Below are 18567 nucleotides of genomic sequence, written 5' to 3'. Positions count from 1 at the left end.
TGCGTGTGTACAGGTCAGGAGATGCCGAGTTCGCTGTCCAGGACCGCGAACAACTCGTCATCGGTGGCTGCGTCCAGCAGGTCGTCGGCCTCGTCGGCGACCGAACTGCCCTGTGCGTCGTTCCACTTGCGGAGGATGGCTTCCAGACGCGCGGTGATCCTGGCGCGCTCACCGGCCGCCGGGGCGACCACCGAGAGCGCCTCCGAGAGGCGGTCCAGCTCGCCCAGCAGCGGTGCCACCGCTGCTCCGCCGGCCGGGTCGATCTCGGCGTTGACGAACTCCGCCACCGCCCGGGAGTTCGGGTAGTCGAAGACCAGCGTGGCGGGCAGCGGGACGCCGGTGACCCGGCTCAGCCGCTTTCGCAGCTCCACCGCCGCCAGCGAGTCGAAGCCGAGCTCCTGGAACGCCAGGTCGGGCCCGATCTCCTCGTGCGAGGCATGCCCGAGGACCGCCGCCACATGAATGCGGACCTCCTCCAGCAGCACCCGCTCCCGGTCACCCTCCGGCAGGCCGTCGAGCCGCTGCCGCAGGACCAGGACCTCGAACGGGTCCTCCTCCGGCTCCACCTCGCGGCCGGAGAAGTCACTGCCCCCGGTGGTGGCCTCCAGCCAGTAGCGCTTGTGCTGGAAGGCGTACGTCGGCAGGTCCACCCGCCGCGCACCCGAGTCGGCGAAGAACGCCGGCCACTTCACAGCCCCACCGGAGACGTGCAGTTGACCCAGCGCGGCCACCAGCGTGGCAGCCTCCGGGCGGTCCCGGCGCAGCGTCGCGATGAGGACCGCGTCCTCGGACTCGACGCTCTGCTGAGCCAGCCCGGTCAGAATCCCGTCCGGACCGATCTCCACGAACCTCGAGACACCCGAGGACTCCAACTCCCGTACCGCGTCGGCGAACCGGACCGCGTCACGGACGTGCCGCACCCAGTACTCGGGGTCGGTGAACGAACCCGACGCCACCACTGGCACCGACGACTCGGCGAAGGTCAACTTGCCGACGACAGCGCGGAATTCCTCGAGCATCGGATCCATCAGAGGCGAGTGGAACGCGTGCGACACACTCAGCCGCTTGGTCCGCTCGAAGCCCGAAGCAATCGCCAGCACCGCGGCCTCGTCACCCGAGACCACCACCGAGCGAGGACCGTTCACCGCCGCGATGCTCACCTGATCGGTCAGCAGCGGCAGGATCTCCGCCTCGGTCGCCTCGATCGCCACCATCGCACCACCCGAGGGCAGTTCCTGCATCAGGCGAGCACGCGCCGACACCAACGTCGCCGCATCCGCCAGCGACAGCACCCCGGCCACGTGCGCGGCGGCGATCTCGCCCACCGAGTGCCCGGCCAGGAAATCCGGCCGCACACCCCACGACTCCACCAGCCTGAACAACGCCACCTCGAAGGCAAACAGTGCACGCTGCGTGTTCACCGTGCGGTTCAGCTCATCAGCGTCGTCGCCCCAGACCACCTCCCGCAGCGAACCACCAAGTGCCGCCGTCACCTCGTCAAAAGCAGTGGCGAACACCGGGAAAGCGGCGTGCAGTTCACGCCCCATCCCCAACCGTTGCGCCCCCTGCCCGGTGAACAGGAACGCCGTCCGACCGTCCTTCGCCTGGCCGGAGACACCCCCGCCCTCGGCCAGCGCCCGTAGTCCGTCCAGCAGCTCCGCGCGGTCCGCCGCGACCACCAGCCCCCGGTGCTCCAGCACCGAACGCGTGGTCAGGAGCGACAGGCCGAGGTCCGGCACCGCGATCTCGGGCCGCGCCTCCAGGTGCTGCACCAACCGGGCCGCCTGGGCCCGCAGTGCACCGGCGGTCTTCGCGGTGACCACCACCGGCACGGCCGGCAGCGGCACGGGCTCGGTCTCGGACGGCTCCGGGTCGGGCTCGGGGACCTGCTCGATGATGACGTGCGCGTTGGTACCGCTCAGACCGAACGAAGAGATCCCGGCCCGCCGCACCCGCCCGGCCTCCGGCCACTCCTGAGCCTCCGTCAGCAGCCGAACCGCGCCCGAGGTCCAGTCGACCTTGGTCGTCGGGCGGTCGACGTGCAGGGTGCGCGGCAGCACGCCGTGCTTCATCGCCATGACCATCTTGATGATGCCGCCGACCCCGGCCGCCGCCTGGGTGTGGCCCATGTTGGACTTGAGCGAGCCGAGCCACAGCGGCAGGTTCTCCGCCCGGCCCTGGCCGTACGTCTCCAGCAGCGCCTGCGCCTCGATCGGGTCACCCAGCGTGGTGCCGGTGCCGTGGCCCTCGACCACGTCCACGTCGGCGGAGGTGAGGCCGGAGCCGGACAGCGCCTGCCGGATCACCCGCTGCTGCGCGGGGCCGTTGGGGGCGCTGAAGCCGCTGGAGGCGCCGTCCTGGTTGACGGCCGAGCCGCGCACGATGGCGAGCACCGGGTGGCCGTTGCGCCGGGCGTCCGACAGCCGCTCCAGGAACAGCACGCCGGCGCCCTCGGAGCAGGTCATGCCGTTGGTGGCCTCGGCGAAGGACCGGCAGCGGCCGTCCTTCGACAGGCCGCCCTGGGTGCTGAAGAAGACGAACATCTCCGGGTTGGACATCACCGTCACGCCACCGGCCAGCGCCAGCGTGCAGTCCCCGCGCCGCAGCGCCTGCACCGCGAGGTGCAGCGCCACCAGCGAGGACGAGCACGCTGTGTCCACCGAGAGGGACGGGCCCTCCAGGCCGAGGGTGTAGGACACCCGGCCGGTCACCAGGCTGCCCGCGGCCGAGGTCCCGGGCTCCCGGCCCTGCGCGTAGTCGTGGTACATCACGCCGCCGAAGACGCCCGTCCGGGTGCCCTTCAGCGACAGCGGGTCGACGCCCGCGCTCTCGATCGCCTCCCACGAGGCTTCCAGCAGCAGCCGCTGCTGGGAGTCCATCGCGAGGGCCTCGTTCGGGGAGATCCCGAAGAAGCCGGGGTCGAACTCGCCCGCGTCGTGGAGGAATCCACCCTCCCGCGAGTAGGTCTTCCCCGGCTTTCCGGGCTCCGGGTCGTACACGTCGAGGTCCCAGCCACGGTCGGCCGGGAACTCCGACACCGCGTCGACCCCTTCTGACACCAGCTGCCACAGTCCCTCGGGCGACGTCACGCCACCGGGGTACCGGCATCCCATGCCGACGATCGCGATCGACTCGTCGTCGGGCTTGCGCGCCGCCTCGTCGAGGCACCGACGGGCATCGCGGAGCTCGGCAAGGGTTCGCTTGAGGTACTCGACAAGCCTCTGCTCGTTGCTCGTGCTCACCGAAGGCCATCCCCTTTAGTGCGGTCCGTGGTCGGAAGATCTGTGCAGCCGGGTGGTGCGAAGCGGGCCTGGAAGGCTCCGTCAGTGCTCGACCTTGGAGAGGTCGGCCGGCGCGGAGCTGAGCAGCTTCCCGATCTGCGGGAACTGCGCGAGCGCCTCGGCCGGGGTGAGCGGGGTCTGCTGCGGTCCGCGCAGCAGGGCGCCCATCAGCGGCAGGGTCATCACCTTGTTCTGCGGCGTCTGCAGGGTGGCGACCTGGTAGGTGGCCTTCAGCAGGCCGGGGTGCTCGGCGGCCACCCTGGACCAGCGGACGGCGAGCTTCTGCTCGACCGTCCCCTTGCCGAGCTTGATGTTGGTACGGACGCCCGGGAACCAACGGTCGGTGCTGGTGGCCGACTTCCAGGGCCCGGCCACCTTGTTGGCGATGTCGAGCTGGACCTTCTTGCCCAGGCCCGGCTCCAGGCCGTGCGACTTGAGCTGGCTGCGCAGCGCGAGCGCACCGAAGGCGGCCATCGACATGCCGGAGGCGTAGTTCGGGCTGAGCACGGTGACCGCGTCACCGAGCGCCAGGAAGCCCTCGGGGAGGGTCAGGCGCTCGAAGTAGCGGCGGCGGTTGGCCAGTCCGCGCGAGCCCTTGATCTCGCCGATCGGGGTGGCCCGGGCCATCAGCTCGCCGACGATCGGGTTGCCCACGCTGCGGGCGAACTCCATGAAGCCTTCCTCACCGGTCGGCGGCTGGCCGCCGGCGGTGCCGATCAGGGAGACGATCCAACGGCCGTCCTCCTGCGGCATGAAGGCCGCACCGGCACCGGGCTTTCCGGTGTTGGGGACGGTCTGGATCAGCACGCCGGGGAAGTCGGCGGCGGCATCGGCGGGGGCCTCGTACAGGCGGCCCGCGTATGCCAGACCGGCGTCCAGGAACTCCTCGTACAGCTCGGCCACACCGAGCTCGGTGAGCCACTGCGGGGTCTTGGAGCGGCTGCCGGTGGCGTCGACCACGATGTCGGCGGTGAGGGTCTGCTCGGGCTCGGTGCCCTTCTCGTACCGGATGCCGGTGACCCGGCTCGCGGTGCCGACCAGGCCGGTGGCCTTGGTCTCCTGAAGGACCGTGATGACCGGGTTGGTGAGCGCCTGCTGACGGACGATGTGGTCCAGCAGGTTGCGGCTGCAGGCGATGAAGAAGGCGTCGTCGTCGACCCGGCGGAACCAGCCCTCGGAGGACAGCGTGAGGATGTTGCGGCCCATCGCCAGCTTGTGCGCACCGGCCGCGAACAGCAGGTCGGTGGTGCCGGGCAGCAGCTGGTCGAGGGCGTGCGCGCCGCCCGCGGTCAGCATGTGGTTCTGCCGGCCCTGCGGCATACCGCGCCGGGGAGCGGGCTGCTCCGGGTACTTGTCGCTCTCGATGACGGTGACCTCGTCCACGTGGTGGGAGAGGGCCGTGGCGGCGAGCACGCCCGAGAGGCCGCCGCCGATCACTATCGCTCTGGTCATCGGCTCGTCTCCGCTCGGGTGGCACGCAGCTTGATCTCGCGGCCCAGCTCCTCGAAGGTGGCGCGGGTGTCGGCCTGGAACGCCTTCGCCCAGAAGAAGCCGTAGACCGGCGCGAAGCCGCCGTGCACCTCGACCCGGCGGCTGAGCTTCACCAGGCCGGGGCCGGCCTGCTCGTACTTGTTGATGATCAGCATCTTGCCGAGCGGCATCGGCGACTCGGTGGTGTAGCCGCGGCCGGGGTCGACCTCGACCAGCTTGAAGTAGCTACGACGGCCCTTCACGATGCGCGAGATGGTCCAGCCACCGCCGCCGACCTCGAACGGCGTGTCGGTGCCGCTCTCCAGGACGTGCGGATCCCAGGTGGACCATCCTGCGACGTCGGACACCGTCCGCCAGATCGCGTCGAGATCGCCGGCTATGGTCGCCGACTCGTCGAAGGCGTGCAACATCTGAATACCTCTCAGCTGTGAGTGGCGCAGGGGCGGCCTGCTCAGAGGCCGATGGTGCGTCCCCAGCGGCCGCCGCGCGCCGTTGAGCGGCGGCCGCCGGGGACCGGGGAATCTCAGCTGCCGTTCTCCGACGCTGTGGGGGTGGCGTCGGGGGCGGGCTGCTGAGGAGGACCGAAGAGCTCCATGTCGGTGCGGATCAGGTAGTCGGAGACGTCCACCGTGCTGGTCTCGATCCGGCCCAGGGCCTCCTTGACCGGGACGGCGAGGCGCTCGGCCTTGGCCAGGTCCTGCGCCTCGCGGCGCTCGACGAACTCCGGCATGACCTCGCGGGCGAACAGCTCCAGGGACTCCAGGATGTGCTCGTGCTTGTTGGCGCCCAGCTGCACCTGGAAGATGATCTGGTCGACGCCGGCCGCCTCCTGGGCCCGGATCATCTCCCGCAGCTTCTCGGGGGTGCCGATGCCGCGGCGGACCACCAGGTCCATCCGGTCCTGGTTCTCCTTGGGCAGCGGGGCCTTCTTGCCGAACTCCTCCGACAGCACGGTGGTGCCGGGGCGGTGCTCACCCTGCAGGTAGAAGTGCATGAACGAGTTGACGTAGAAGTTCACGCCGCCCATGGCCCGCTCGTAGGCGGTCTCCTCGTCCTCGTGACAGAGGAAGGGCAGGGCGACCGCGAAGTTGGCGTTGACTGCCTTGCCGACCGGCACGCACTCCTCGGAGCCGATCAGGTCGTAGTAGGCGGCGACCCGCTCCTTGGCCTCGTCCTCGGTCATGAAGGCGAAGGAGAGCGCACCGACACCGTTGCGGGCGGCAGTCTCGACGGTCTCCGGCGAGCTGCAGGCGACCCAGAGCGGCGGGTGCGGCTTCTGGTTCGGCTTCGGCAGCACGTTGCGCGGCGGCACGTCGATCCACTGGCCCTTGTGGCCGGTGAACGGGACCTCGGTGAGCATCCGGGTGATCACGCCGATGGCCTCGCGCCACTGCTCGCGCTTGGTCGTCCGGTCGATGTTGAAGGCACCCAGCTCGTGCTGCGTGCTGCCCTGGCCGGAGCCGAAGTCGACCCGGCCCTTGGAGATCAGGTCCAGGGTCGCCAGCCGCTCGGCCACGCGCGCGGGGTGGTTGACGGCCGGCGGCAGCGAGACGATGCCGTGGGCAAGCCGGATGCGCTTCGTACGGGCGGCCGCAGCGGCCAGGAACACCTCGGGGGCGGAGGAGTGGGAGTACTCGTCGAGGAAGTGGTGCTCGGAGGCCCAGACGTAGTCGAAACCCAGCCGGTCGGCCAGTTCGATCTGCTCCAGTGCCTCGTGCAGGACGTTCTCCTCGCTGTCCTCGGCCCACGGCCGGGGAACTTGCTGCAGGTAGAGCAGTCCGAAGCGCATGCTCGCTCCTTTTCATCGGCAGGTGGCTCGCCGCTGCCGGAGACTGAGAAGTTCAGGGATTGTGGTGACTGACCGTCAATTCGCTGTCGTATCAGCCAAAATCAACCCTAGGAGGAACGGGTGTTCGCAGGATCCCCTACGAGCCCCTATCCGCGCCCTTAGCAGCCCCCATCAGGCTTCCCCGAGCACGGAGTGCGGCCGACGCCGTGCACGGAGTCCGTACACGGCGCCGGCCGCATCTGGTGACGGTGGGTCAGCAGTGGATCAGCCGCGCTCGGCGAGCCAGTCCTCGATCGCCCCGGCGGTCGCGGCTGCCTCGGACTCCAGCATGCTGAAGTGGTTGGCCCGGACCTGCCGGACGTCCTGCGAGGAGTCCCACGGGTGGGCCATCCAGTCGTCCGACTCCGTCATCTGAGCCGGCGGCCCACCCGGGCCCGAGAACTCCTCCAGGCACTGCACGAACAGCACCGGCGCCTCGATCCTGCCAGGCACGATCTTGGGCACCAGCTCGACGTAGCGGCCCATGGTCGCCAGCCGGGCACTGTCGAAGCGGCCGAACATCCGCTCCTTCTCCAGCATGCTGAGCACCATGCCCCGGTCCACGTCGTCCCGGCTCTCGCTGTCCGAGCGGTAGGTGTCCAGCAGCACCAGACCCTCCGCGCCGATCCCGAGCACCGACTCCAGGTAGCCGGCCGTCACATGGGCCAGCAGACCGCCCGCCGAGTAGCCGACCAGCACGAACGGCTCACCCTCGGCGGCCTCCAGCACACTCGCCGCCAGCACCTCGATCGCGGCCTCCGCCGACTCGGCCAGCTTCTCGCCGGGCACGAACCCGGACAGCGGCACCGCCGAAACCGGCCGTACGTCACCGAAGTGCGAGGCCAGGCGGGCGAGTTGGTACGCACCGCCGGTCGCCATCGGAGTGCTCACGCAGATCAGCCGGGGGCGGCCGGGACCGTCCGCCAGCCGCACCGGCTGCGGGACCGCGCCGAGATCGGCCAACGAGGAGTAGCTCGGCCTGGTCCGGGCGACCGCACCGAGCAGGCCGAACGCCTGCGCCATCGGGCCGGACAGCACCGCCTCCCGGAACAGCTGGCTGAGGGTGTCGCGGCCGATCTCGTCGTCCGGGACCGACAGTTGACCGCCGGTACCCTGTGACACCTCGCCGCCGGGGGCCGCGGAGACCGGCTCCAGGGTGAGCTCCGTACGCATCAACCGGGCCAGCGCGGCCGGGGTCTTGCTGTCGAAGACCACCAGCGGGGGCAACCGGAGACCGGTCGCCTTGTTGAGCAGATTGCGCAGCTCCATCGCGCTCAGGGAGTCGAACCCGGCCTCCAGGAAGTCCCGTTCGGGCTCCACCGCCTCCGGCCCGCTGTGGCCGAGCAGGTTGGCCGCGTACCCGAGCACCACGGCGAGCAGCGCCTGCTCCCGCTCGGCCTCGTCCAGCCCGGCCAGTCGCTGCCGCAGCGAGTCCGCCTCGGCCTTGCCGACCGCCGCCCGGCGTCGGACGGTCACCTGCCCGCGTAGCAGTGCGGGCAGTGAATCGCCCTGCGTGCGCAGGGCCTTGGGGTCGATCCGGAGCGGGACCAGGACGGCTTCGCCCGTTGCTATCGAGGCGTCGAAGAGGGCCAGTGCCTCGGCCTGCGGCAGCGCGGGGAGACCGAGGCGGGCCATCCGCTGCTCGGCCTCCTCCAGGGAGTGGGTCTGCTGCGTCATGCCGGTGGTGACGCCCCAGAGGCCGAAGGCCATCGAGGTGGCCGGCAGACCGGCGGCCCGCCGCTGCACCGCGAGCGCGTCCAGGAAGACGTTCGCCGCCGCGTAGTTCGCCTGACCCGCTGCCAGCACCATGCCACCGGCCGAGGAGAACATCACGAAGAACGCCAACTCACTTCCGGCGGTCAGCTCGTGCAGGTGCCACGCCGCATCCACCTTCGGCGCCAACACGGCGTCGAGACGCTCCGGCGTCACGGAGGTGATGACACCGTTGTCCATCACACCGGCGACATGCACCACGCCCGCCAACGGACGCTCCAGGGAAGACAGGAGCTCCCGCACCGCCGCACGATCCGCCACATCACACGCCACCACCCGGGCGCTCGCACCCAGCGCCTCGAGCTCGGCCACCAACTCCGCAGCACCCGGGGCCCCAAGACCCCGACGGCTCGTCAGCACCAGGCTCGTGACACCGTGCTCGACCACCAGGTGCCGAGCCACCACCGCGCCCAGACCACCCGTGCCACCCGTCACCAGGACGGTGCCGTCAACGGCCGGCACCGTGCCGTCGACCGCACCCACCTTCGCCAGGCGCGGCACCCGCACCACACCGGCCCGGACCGCAGCTTCCACCTCACCCGACGCAACCACCGCACCCAGCACCGCACGCGACTCCGGCAGACCGTCCCAGTCCACCACCACGAACCGACCCGGATTCTCCGCCATCGCAGCCCGCAGCAGACCCCACACCGGAGCCTGCACCAGATCCACCAGATCACCATCAGCCGCGACCACGCCGCCGCGCGTCAGCACCACCAGGCGCGAGTCGGCGAACCGCTCATCGCCGAGCCACTCCCCCACCACACCCAGCACATGGCCCGCCAACTCGCGTACCCCACCGGGCACATCACCCGAAGACGGCGTCACACACTCCAACACCACCGCCTCAGGCACCACACCGCCGGCCGTGAGCGACTCCCACCCAGACAGCGCCCCGGCCCCGGAGCCCACCGAAACCACCGGCCACTCCACCCGGAACAACGACTCCACACCACGACCGGCCGACAACTGCTCCGACGAAACCGGCCGACCCACCACCGACCGCACCGACAACACCGGCACACCCACACCATCGGCCACCACGACGTTCACGCTCTCCGGCCCGTCGGGCGAGATGCGAACCCGCAGGGACGAGGCACCGGCCGCGTGCAGCGTGACACCACTCCAGACGAACGGCAGGACCGGCTCGCCGTCCTTGCCCTCGCCGTCGTCCACCAGGGCCACGTGCATCGCGGCGTCCAGCAGCGCCGGGTGCAGCCCGAACCGGGCCGCCTCCGCATGGGCCACCTCGGGCAGCGCCACCTCGGCGAACAGGTCGTCACCACGCTTCCACGCGGCCTTCAGGCCCTGGAACACCGGCCCGTAGTTGTAGCCCTGAGCGAGCAGCCGGTCGTAGACGCCGTCCAGCTTCAGTTCGGTGGCGCCGGTCGGCGGCCACTGCGCGAGGTCGAACGACGGTGCCGCAGCTCCGGACGTCAGCACGCCGTCCGCGTGCAGCATCCAGGCACCGCCCTCGTCCCCCTCGGGGCGCGAGTGCACGGTGACCGGCCGGTCGCCCTCACCGTCCGCCTCACCCACCGCGACCTGGACCTGCACCGAGCCGCCGGGCGGCAGGATCAGCGGCGCCTGGAGCGTCAGCTCCTCCAGCAGGTCACACCCGACCTGGTCACCCGCCCGCACCGCCAGTTCCACGAACGCGGTGCCCGGAAGCAGGACGTTGCCCAGCACACCGTGGTCGGCGATCCAGCGCTGCGTACCGAGCGCCAGCCGGCCGGTCAGCACCACACCCTCGCCGTCCGGGGACACCACGACGGCACCGAGCAGCGGGTGGTCGGCGGGCAGCAGGCCGATGCTCGACGCATCGCCGCCGGTGACCGACGCGGCATCGAGCCAGTAGTGCTTCCGCTGGAAGGCGTACGTCGGCAGATCCACCCGCCGCGCACCTGAGTCGGCGAAGAACGCCGGCCACTTCACCCCGCCGCCGGAGACGTGCAGTCGGCCCAGCGCGGCCACCAGCGTGGCAGCCTCCGGGCGGTCCCGGCGCACCGTCGCCACGAGGACGGCATCCTCGGACTCGACACTCTGCTGGGCCAGCCCGGTCAGGATGCCGTCCGGGCCGATCTCCACGAAGCGCGAGACACCCGAGGACTCCAACTCCCTTACGTTGTCGGCGAACCGGACCGCGTCCCGGACGTGGCTCACCCAGTACTCGGGGTCGGCGAACGAACCCGACGCCATCACCGCGATCGACGGCTCGGCAAAGGTCAACTGCTGGACCACCGAACGGAACTCGTCCAGCATCGGATCCATCAGCGGGGAGTGGAACGCGTGCGACACGCTCAGCCGCTTCGTCCGCTCGAAGCCGGAGGCGATCCGCAGCACCGTCGCCTCGTCACCCGAGATCACCACCGAACGCGGGCCGTTCACCGCCGCGATGCTCACTTCTGCGGTCAGCAGCGGCAGGACCTCCTCCTCCGTGGCCTCGATCGCCACCATGGCACCACCGGCGGGCAGTTCCTGCATCAGCCGGCCACGCGCCGACACAAGCTTCACCGCATCCGCGAGCGACAGCACCCCCGCCACATGCGCGGCCGCGATCTCACCCACCGAGTGCCCGGCCAGGAAGTCAGGCCGCACCCCCCACGACTCCACCAACCGAAACAGCGCCACCTCGAATGCGAACAGCGCACTCTGGGTATTCACCGTGCGGTTCAGTTCATCGGCGTCCTCACCCCACACCACGTCCCGCAGCGACCCGCCCAGCTCCGCCAACACCTCGTCGAAAGCCGCCGCGAACACCGGGAACGCACCGTGCAGCTCACGCCCCATCCCCAACCGCTGCGACCCCTGCCCCGTGAACAGGAACGCCGTCCGGCCCCCCTTCGCCTGACCGGACACACCCCCGCCCTCGGCCAACGCCCGCAGCCCCGCCACCAGCTCCGCACGGTCCGCTCCGACCACCACGCCCCGGTGCTCCAGCACCGCCCTCGTGGTGGCCAACGAGTACCCGACGTCGACCGGCTTCAACTCACCTTCACCGACCAGCCGTTCGAGCAGCACCGCCGCCTGCGCCCGCAGCGCCTCCGCACTCTTCGCCGAGACCACCAGCGGCACCACCGGCAGTCCGGTGACAGCGGCCGGGGGCTGCTCCACCTCCGCCGGGGCCTGCTCGATGATCACGTGCGCGTTGGTGCCGCTGATGCCGAAGGACGAGACGGCCGCCCGCCGCACCCGCCCCGTCTCCGGCCAGTCCCGAGCCTCCGTCAGGAGCTCGACCGCACCGGCCTCCCAGTCGATCTGCCCGGACGGCTGCTCGACGTGCAACGTACGCGGCAGCACACCGTGCTGCATCGCCATCACCATCTTGATGATTCCGCCGACACCCGCCGCCGCCTGGGTGTGCCCCAGGTTCGACTTCAGCGAGCCCAGCCAGAGCGGCCCGGCCTCCGCCCTGCCCTGGCCGTAGGTGTTGAGCAGGGCCTGCGCCTCGATCGGGTCACCCAGCGTCGTACCGGTCCCGTGCGCCTCGACCGCGTCCACGTCCGCGGGAGTCAGCTGGGCATTGGCCAGCGCTGCTCGGATGACCCGCTGTTGGGCCGGGCCGTTGGGCGCCGTCAGGCCGTTCGACGCGCCGTCCTGGTTGATCGCGGTGCCGCGCACGATGGCCAGCACCGGGTGGCCGTTGCGCCGGGCGTCCGACAGGCGCTCGACCAGCAGGACGCCTGCTCCCTCCGACCAGCCGGTGCCGTCGGCGCCGGCGCCGAACGCCTTGCAGCGCCCGTCCTTGGCCAGGCCCTTCTGCCGGCTGAACTCCACCAGGGTCTCGGGGGTGGCCATCACGGCCACCCCACCCGCCAGTGCCAGCGAGCACTCGCCCGAACGGAGCGCCTGGACGGCCAGGTTGAGCGCGACCAGCGAGGAGGAGCAGGCGGTGTCCACCGTCACGGCCGGGCCCTCCAGACCCAGGGTGTAGGAGACCCGTCCGGAGACGATCGAGCCGGCCGCGCTGCTGAACGGGTAGTCGTGGTACATCAGTCCGGCGAAGACGCCGGTCGAGCTGCCCTTCAGGGTGGCCGGGTCGATCCCGGCCCGCTCGAACGCCTCCCAGCTGACCTCCAGCAGCAGCCGCTGCTGCGGGTCGACGTACGGCGTGTCATTGGGTGCGATTCCGAAGAATGCGGGGTCGAAATCCCCCGCGTCGTGCAGGAATCCGCCCTCCCGGGTGTACGTGGTGTTGGGCCGCTCGCCGGTCGGGTCGTACACGCCTTCGAGATCCCAACCGCGGTTTTCCGGGAACTCGGACACCGCATCGACCCCGTCGGCCACCAGCCGCCACAGGTCCTCCGGCGAGGTCACGCCGCCGGGGTAGCGGCAGGCCATCCCCACGATCGCGATGGGCTCCCGCATGGCCGCCGAGAGCTTCCGGTTCTGCCCGCGCAGCCGCTCGGTCTCCTTCAGCGACGCCCGAAGTGCTTCGACAAGCCGTTCGTCGGAGTTGAGGTTGGCCATTTCAGTGATCCCGCTTCCCGTGTGAGCGCCGACGAGTTCGGACGAGGAATCGGGAGGCGGGAAATGTGAAATGGCTGGTCGCCACCGAACTCCCGTCCCGTATTCGCATATGCGCGCGACATTGTTGCTGGACACCCGGCCCAGGCTCCTCCACCGTAATGAGACGGCGCTCGCACGGAACCCCTAGAAAACCCCTTAGCGAGCCCGCGCGCCACCGGCTACCCTGACGCATTGTCAGGGGGTCCCGGTAGTCTCAAGGTGAACGACGACGGCCCCAACTGCCCTGTCCTGTCAAGCCCCTTACCCACCCCTAGCCCCACCCCTGTCCTGTTTCGGCAGGGGCGATTAGGGGGTACCGAGCCCATCGGAGGGGAGGTTTCCTTGGGTATAAATAATTCAACGACACATGATCGGGAGGGCCTTATGGGCCGCGTTGAAGGCAAGGTCGTCGTCATCACCGGTGCGGGCCGCGGTCAGGGCCGCAGCCACGCGATACGACTTGCCGAGGAGGGCGCCGACATCATCGCGATCGACATCTGCGAGGACATCGACGTCGTCGAGTACCCCCTGGCCACCGCCGAGGAACTCCAGGAGACCGCCCGGCTGGTCGAGAAGACCGGCCGACGCATCGTCACCAAGGTGGCCGACGTCCGCGACCGCGCCGCACTCAAGGCCGCGATCGACGAGGGCGTGGCCGAGCTGGGCCGCCTCGACGTCGTGGTCGCCAACGCGGCCATCGGCCCGGTCGGTGCCGACCGTCCGCTGAACGCGTTCACCGACGCGGTGGACGTCAACCTGAGCGGCGCGCTCAACACCGTGCACGCCGCACTGCCGCACCTGGGCGAGGGCGCGTCGATCATCCTGATCGGCTCGGCCGCGGCCTACATAGCCGAGGCGGGCGCCCCGGGTCCGATGGGCCCCGGCGGCATCGGCTACTCCTTCGCCAAGACCGTCCTGAACGACTACGTCAACTGGTTCGCGCCGTACCTGGCGCCGACCGGCCGCCGCCTCAACGTGGTTCACCCGACCAACGCCAACACCGTCATGCTGCACAACCAGGCGATGTACAAGGTCTTCCGCCCGGACGTCGAGCAGCCGACCCGCGAGGACGCCGAGCTGGCGTTCCCGGTGGTCCAGGGCATGCCGATCCCGTACGTGGAGCCGCTCGACGTCTCGCACGCGGTCACCTACCTGGCCTCCGACGAGTCCCGGTACGTGACCGGCCTTCAGCTCAAGGTCGACGGCGGCGCCGTCGTCAAGGCCGGCAAGTAAGCAGCACCGACCAGACCGCAGTACGCACGGCCCGGGGGCGGGCGCAGCAAGCCCGTCCCGGGGCCGACCCGACTGTCCAAGACATGACATGGCCAGGACACAACTAGTCCGAACCACCTGACCCCTAGTCCGACCCACTGGTCCGACCGAATCACCACAAGGCTGGAGAGAGCCTAGAAATGACGAACCAACAGAGCACCACCTCCGGCGCCCACGCGGCGCCCAAGGCCGGCGCGAAGGAGTGGCTCGGCCTCGGCGTGCTTGTGCTGCCCCTGGTCATCGTCTCGATGGACACCTCGGTGTTGTACTTCGCGGTGCCCTTCCTCAGTGCCGACCTGCTCCCGACCACCGACCAGCAGCTGTGGATCTTCGACATCTACGGCTTCATCCTGGCGGGCCTGCTGGTGACCATGGGCTCGCTGGCCGACCGAATCGGCCGCCGCAAGCTGCTGCTCATCGGCATCCTGGGCTTCGGCCTCGCCTCGGTCGGCGCCGCATACGCCGGCACCGCCAACGAACTCATCATCGCCCGAGCCCTGTTGGGCATCGGCGGCGCGACCCTGATGCCCTCGACCCGGGCCCTGATCCTGAACATCTTCCGGGACGAGAAGGAGCGCACCGCCGCGGTGGGCATCTGGACCGCCGGTACCGGACTCGGCGTCGCCATCGGCCCGGTGGTCAGCGGCCTGCTGCTGGACCACTTCTGGTGGGGCTCGGTCTTCCTGCTCAACATCCCGGCGATGATCCTGATGCTGGTGCTGGCACCGATCCTGCTGCCGGAGTCCAAGGACCCCAACCCGGGCCGCTTCGACCTGCCCAGCGCGGTCCTCTCGCTCGGCGCCATCCTCCCGGTCATCTACGCCATGCAGACGCTGGCCGCCGACAAGTTCAACCTGGGCTCGGGCATCGCGCTCGGGGCCGGCATCGTGGTCGGTGTGCTGTTCGTCTGCCGTCAGCGCGCCCTCGAGACCCCGATGATCGACACCAGGCTGCTGCTCAGCCGCGGCTTCGGCGGCTCGGCGGCGATCAACACCACGGCGATGTTCGCGATCGTCGGCTTCGGCATCTTCTCCACCCAGTACCTGCAGTCGGTGCTCGGGCTCAGCGCGCTGAGCGCCGGTCTGTGGTGCCTGATCCCGTCCTTCGCGGTCGCGGTGGCCGGCCCGGTCGCGGCCGTGCTGTCCCAGAAGATGCACCGCGCCTACGTCATCAGCGCCGGCTTCACGGTCTCCATCTTCGGCTACGCCTTCGTCCTCACCGCCGAGTACGACTCCCCGCTGTGGGTGCTGCTCACCGGTGTCGGCGTGGCGAACGTCGGTCTGATGATGGCCATGGTCCTGGTCGGTGACCTGGCGCTGTCCACCGTCCCGAAGGCCAAGTCCGGCTCGGCGTCCGCCATGCTGGAGACCACCCAGCAGTTCGGTGGTGCTGCCGGTATGGCAGTGCTGGGCAGCGTCGGCTTCGCCGTCTACCGCGGCAACCTGGCCGACAAGCTGCCGGCCGACCTGCCGGCCAACGTCGCGCAGCACGCCAGGGAGGCGCTGGGCGACGCCGTCGCGGTGGCCAACCAGCTCCCGGACGGAGTCCGCGACACCGTCGTCCGGATCGCCCGGGTGGCGTTCACCGACGGCATGCACGCGGCGGCGATCACCGCCGGTGGCGTCATGATCTTCGGCGCGATCCTCTCCGCGGTCGTCCTCGGCAAGCTGCCGAAGGACATCGCCCCGGTGGAGGACGAGGACGGCGAGGGCACCTCGACCATCCCGCAGCAGGGCGACAGCCGGGCTCCGGCCCACCACTGATCGAGCGGGCCGGGGTTCACACCCCGGCCCGCCGGCCTCTGCCGTTCCCGCGGTCAGCCGCCCAGTTGGGTGGTGATCGCCCGCAGCACCGCCGGGGCGTGCTGATTGAGGTAGAAGTGCCCGCCCTGGAAGACCTGCATCTCGAAGCCGGCCGTGGTGTGCTCGGACCACGCCCGGGCCTCCTCCAGGTTCACCTCCGGGTCCTCGTCGCCGGTCAGCGCGATGATCGGGCAGCTCAACTTCGGCCCCGGGCGGTACTGGTAGGTCTCGGCGGCCTTGTAGTCGCTGCGGATCGCGGGCATGATCATCTGCAGCATCTCGTCGTCGCCCAGCACCTGGGCGTCCGTCCCGCTCATCTTCTTCAGGTTGGCGATCAACTCGGCGTCCCCGTACAGGTGGACCCGCCCCGGACGGTGCCGGGACGGCGCCCGGCGGCCGGAGGCGAACAGCGCCACCGGCACCACGCCGCGCCGCTCGAGCCGCTTGGCCACCTCGAACGCCAGCGTGGCGCCCAGGCTGTGGCCGAACAGCGCCAGCGGGCGGTCCAGCCACTCCCCCAGCTCCTCGACCACCAGGTCGGCGAGCCGGTCCACCGAGTCGACACCGGGCTCGTGGCGCCGGTCCTGCCGGCCGGGGTACTGGATCGAGACCACGTCGAGACCGGGCGACAGTGCCCGGGAGACGGGGAAGTAGTAGGTGGCCGACCCGCCGGCGTGCGGGAAGCAGACCAGCCTGGTCGGGGCCTCCGGCGCCGGATGGAACCTTCGGGTCCAGGCTCCGCTCTCAACGGACGTCACTGACATGGTGGTTGAGCTTCCTTCCTGACAACTTCCGTGACAACTTCGCGGACAACCGCCGTGCTCACGGCCTGGACTTCGAGCCGCCGTTCCAGGCCCCGGGCGCACCGAAGCCCTCCGGCTCCCAGCCGGTGCCCCGGGGCGGACGGCCGCCCGGCCCGGCGGCGGAGGACCGCCGCCGGGCCAGGGCGAGCAGCGCCACCACGGCGGCGGCGAGCTCCTCCGGGTCCGGGGCACCCCGGACCACGGTGATCCGCGACAACTCCTGTGTCGTCTGCGTCATCACTACACCGGCGGGTTTCCGTGCTTGCGGGCCGGCAGCCGGGTGTGCTTGGCGCGCAGCATCGCCAGCGCGTCGATCAGCGTGGACCGGGTCAGCGCCGGGTCGATGACGTCGTCCACCAGGCCGCGCTCGGCCGCGTAGTACGGGTGCATCAACTCCTCCTGGTACTCCTTGATCCGCTGCTGCCGGGCCGCCTCCGGGTCGTCGGCGGCCGCGATCTCCCGGCGGAACACCACGTTGGCCGCACCCTCGGCGCCCATCACGGCGATCTCGTTGGTGGGCCAGGCATAGGAGATGTCGGTGCCGATCGAGCGGGAGTCCATCACGATGTACGCGCCGCCGTAGGCCTTGCGCAGGATCAGCTGGATCCGCGGCACGGTCGCGTTGCAGTACGCGTACAGCAGCTTGGCGCCGTGCCGGATGATCCCCTCGTGCTCCTGGTCCCGTCCCGGCAGGAAGCCGGGCACGTCGACCAGGGTCACCAGCGGGATGCTGAACGCGTCGCAGAGCTGCACGAAGCGCGCGGCCTTCTCGCTCGCGTTGATGTCCAACACCCCGGCGAACGAGGCGGGTTGGTTGGCCACGATGCCGACCACGTGCCCGTCCAGCCGGGCCAGCCCGCACAGGATGTTGGTGGCCCAGGAGGCGTGCACCTCGAAGAAGTCGGCGTCGTCGACGATCTCCTCGATCACCTTGCGCATGTCGTAGGCCCGGTTGGGATCGGCCGGCACCAGGTCGAGCAGCGCCTCGTTGCGCCGGTCCGGCGGGTCCTCCGAGAGCTCCACGGGCGGCAGTTCACGGTTGTTGGACGGCAGCAGCGAGAGCAGGTGCCGGACGTCCTCGATGCAGTCGACCTCGTTGTCGTGCAGGAAGCCGGCCGCGCCGGAGACCGCCGCGTGCACCTCGGCACCGCCGAGCCCGTCGTGACTGATCGTCTCGCCGGTCACGGACTTCACCACGTCGGGTCCGGTGATGTACATCTGCGAGATGTCCCGGACCATGAAGACGAAGTCGGTCAGCGCGGGCGAGTAGGTCGCGCCGCCCGCGCAGGGGCCGAGCATCACCGATATCTGCGGGATCACCCCGGAGGCCAGCACGTTGCGGCGGAAGATCCCGCCGTACCCGGCCAGCGCGGTGACGCCCTCCTGGATCCGGGCCCCGGCACCGTCGCTGAGACTGACCAGCGGCGCACCGGCCGCCTCGGCCAGGTCCATCACCTTGTGGATCTTCTCCGCGTGCGCCTCGCCCAGCGAGCCGCCGAAGATCCGGAAGTCGTGGGCGTAGACGAAGACCGTCCGGCCCCAGACCTTGCCCCAGCCGGTGACCACACCGTCGGTGTGCGGGCGCCGGTTCTCCAGCCCGAAACCGGTCGCCCGGTGCCGGCGGAGCTGTTCGATCTCGCGGAAGGTCCCCTCGTCGAAGAGCAGGTCGATCCGTTCACGGACCGTCAGCTTCCCCTTGGCCCGCTGGTTCAGGGTCGCCTGCGGCGCACCCTGCGCCACCTCGTCCTTGGTCGCCAGCAACTCGTCGACCCTGGCCCGCATGTCAGGACGTCCTACGACGTCCTGCC

8 protein-coding genes and 2 pseudogenes are annotated in these 18567 nt (G+C 70.4%); 2 read left to right on the top strand and 8 right to left on the bottom strand.

Going from position 1 to position 18567, the window contains the following annotated elements; all coding sequences use genetic code 11:
• Positions 1–14 precede the first annotated feature (14 nt).
• The 5 genes and pseudogenes from ASC99_RS08855 to ASC99_RS08835 form a co-directional block, all read right to left on the bottom strand.
• Positions 15–3233 (bottom strand): annotated as a pseudogene (locus ASC99_RS08855) (type I polyketide synthase); the annotation flags it as partial.
• Between the two features lie 90 nt (positions 3234–3323).
• Positions 3324–4733: an NAD(P)/FAD-dependent oxidoreductase gene (locus ASC99_RS08850; RefSeq protein ID WP_063857032.1), complete on the bottom strand. Its 1410-nt coding sequence runs from the start codon at positions 4731–4733 to the stop codon at positions 3324–3326.
• Positions 4730–5182: an SRPBCC family protein gene (locus ASC99_RS08845; protein WP_057230111.1), complete on the bottom strand. Its 453-nt coding sequence runs from the start codon at positions 5180–5182 to the stop codon at positions 4730–4732. Before ASC99_RS08845 ends, ASC99_RS08850 begins: the two co-directional genes overlap by 4 nt.
• Before the next feature lie 113 nt (positions 5183–5295).
• Positions 5296–6561: an LLM class flavin-dependent oxidoreductase gene (locus ASC99_RS08840; RefSeq protein WP_063857031.1), complete on the bottom strand. Its 1266-nt coding sequence runs from the start codon at positions 6559–6561 to the stop codon at positions 5296–5298.
• Between the two features lie 264 nt (positions 6562–6825).
• Positions 6826–12825: pseudogene (locus tag ASC99_RS08835) on the bottom strand (type I polyketide synthase); the annotation flags it as partial.
• A gap of 441 nt (positions 12826–13266) precedes the next feature.
• On the opposite strand from ASC99_RS08835, the gene ASC99_RS08830 reads away from it, so the two are divergent.
• Both ASC99_RS08830 and ASC99_RS08825 read left to right on the top strand, forming a co-directional pair.
• Positions 13267–14115: a mycofactocin-coupled SDR family oxidoreductase gene (locus ASC99_RS08830; protein WP_057230109.1), complete on the top strand. Its 849-nt coding sequence runs from the start codon at positions 13267–13269 to the stop codon at positions 14113–14115.
• Between the two features lie 179 nt (positions 14116–14294).
• Positions 14295–15917: an MFS transporter gene (locus tag ASC99_RS08825; protein ID WP_063857030.1), complete on the top strand. Its 1623-nt coding sequence runs from the start codon at positions 14295–14297 to the stop codon at positions 15915–15917.
• Positions 15918–15970: 53 nt separating this feature from the next.
• Here the strand turns inward: ASC99_RS08825 and ASC99_RS08820 are convergent, their stop codons facing one another.
• Genes ASC99_RS08820 through ASC99_RS08810 form a run of 3 tightly spaced genes read right to left on the bottom strand, consistent with a single transcriptional unit; the run spans position 15971 to position 18541 of the window.
• Complete coding sequence (locus tag ASC99_RS08820; RefSeq protein ID WP_057230108.1) at positions 15971–16720, bottom strand: thioesterase II family protein; 750 nt, start codon at positions 16718–16720, stop codon at positions 15971–15973.
• A 58-nt stretch (positions 16721–16778) separates the two neighbouring features.
• On the bottom strand, positions 16779–16997 hold the full coding sequence (locus ASC99_RS08815) for an acyl-CoA carboxylase epsilon subunit (protein ID WP_057230107.1): 219 nt from the start codon (positions 16995–16997) through the stop codon (positions 16779–16781).
• Positions 16998–16999: 2 nt separating this feature from the next.
• The gene (locus ASC99_RS08810) at positions 17000–18541 is read right to left on the bottom strand and encodes an acyl-CoA carboxylase subunit beta (protein WP_082598190.1); all 1542 of its coding nucleotides are present in this window, start codon (positions 18539–18541) and stop codon (positions 17000–17002) included.
• Positions 18542–18567 lie beyond the last annotated feature (26 nt).

The organism is Kitasatospora sp. Root107 (assembly GCF_001424875.1).
Classification (GTDB): Bacteria; Actinomycetota; Actinomycetes; order Streptomycetales; family Streptomycetaceae; genus Kitasatospora.
The sequence above is the reverse complement of the archived record's forward strand: the minus strand, read 5'-3'. Positions and strand labels throughout refer to the sequence as shown.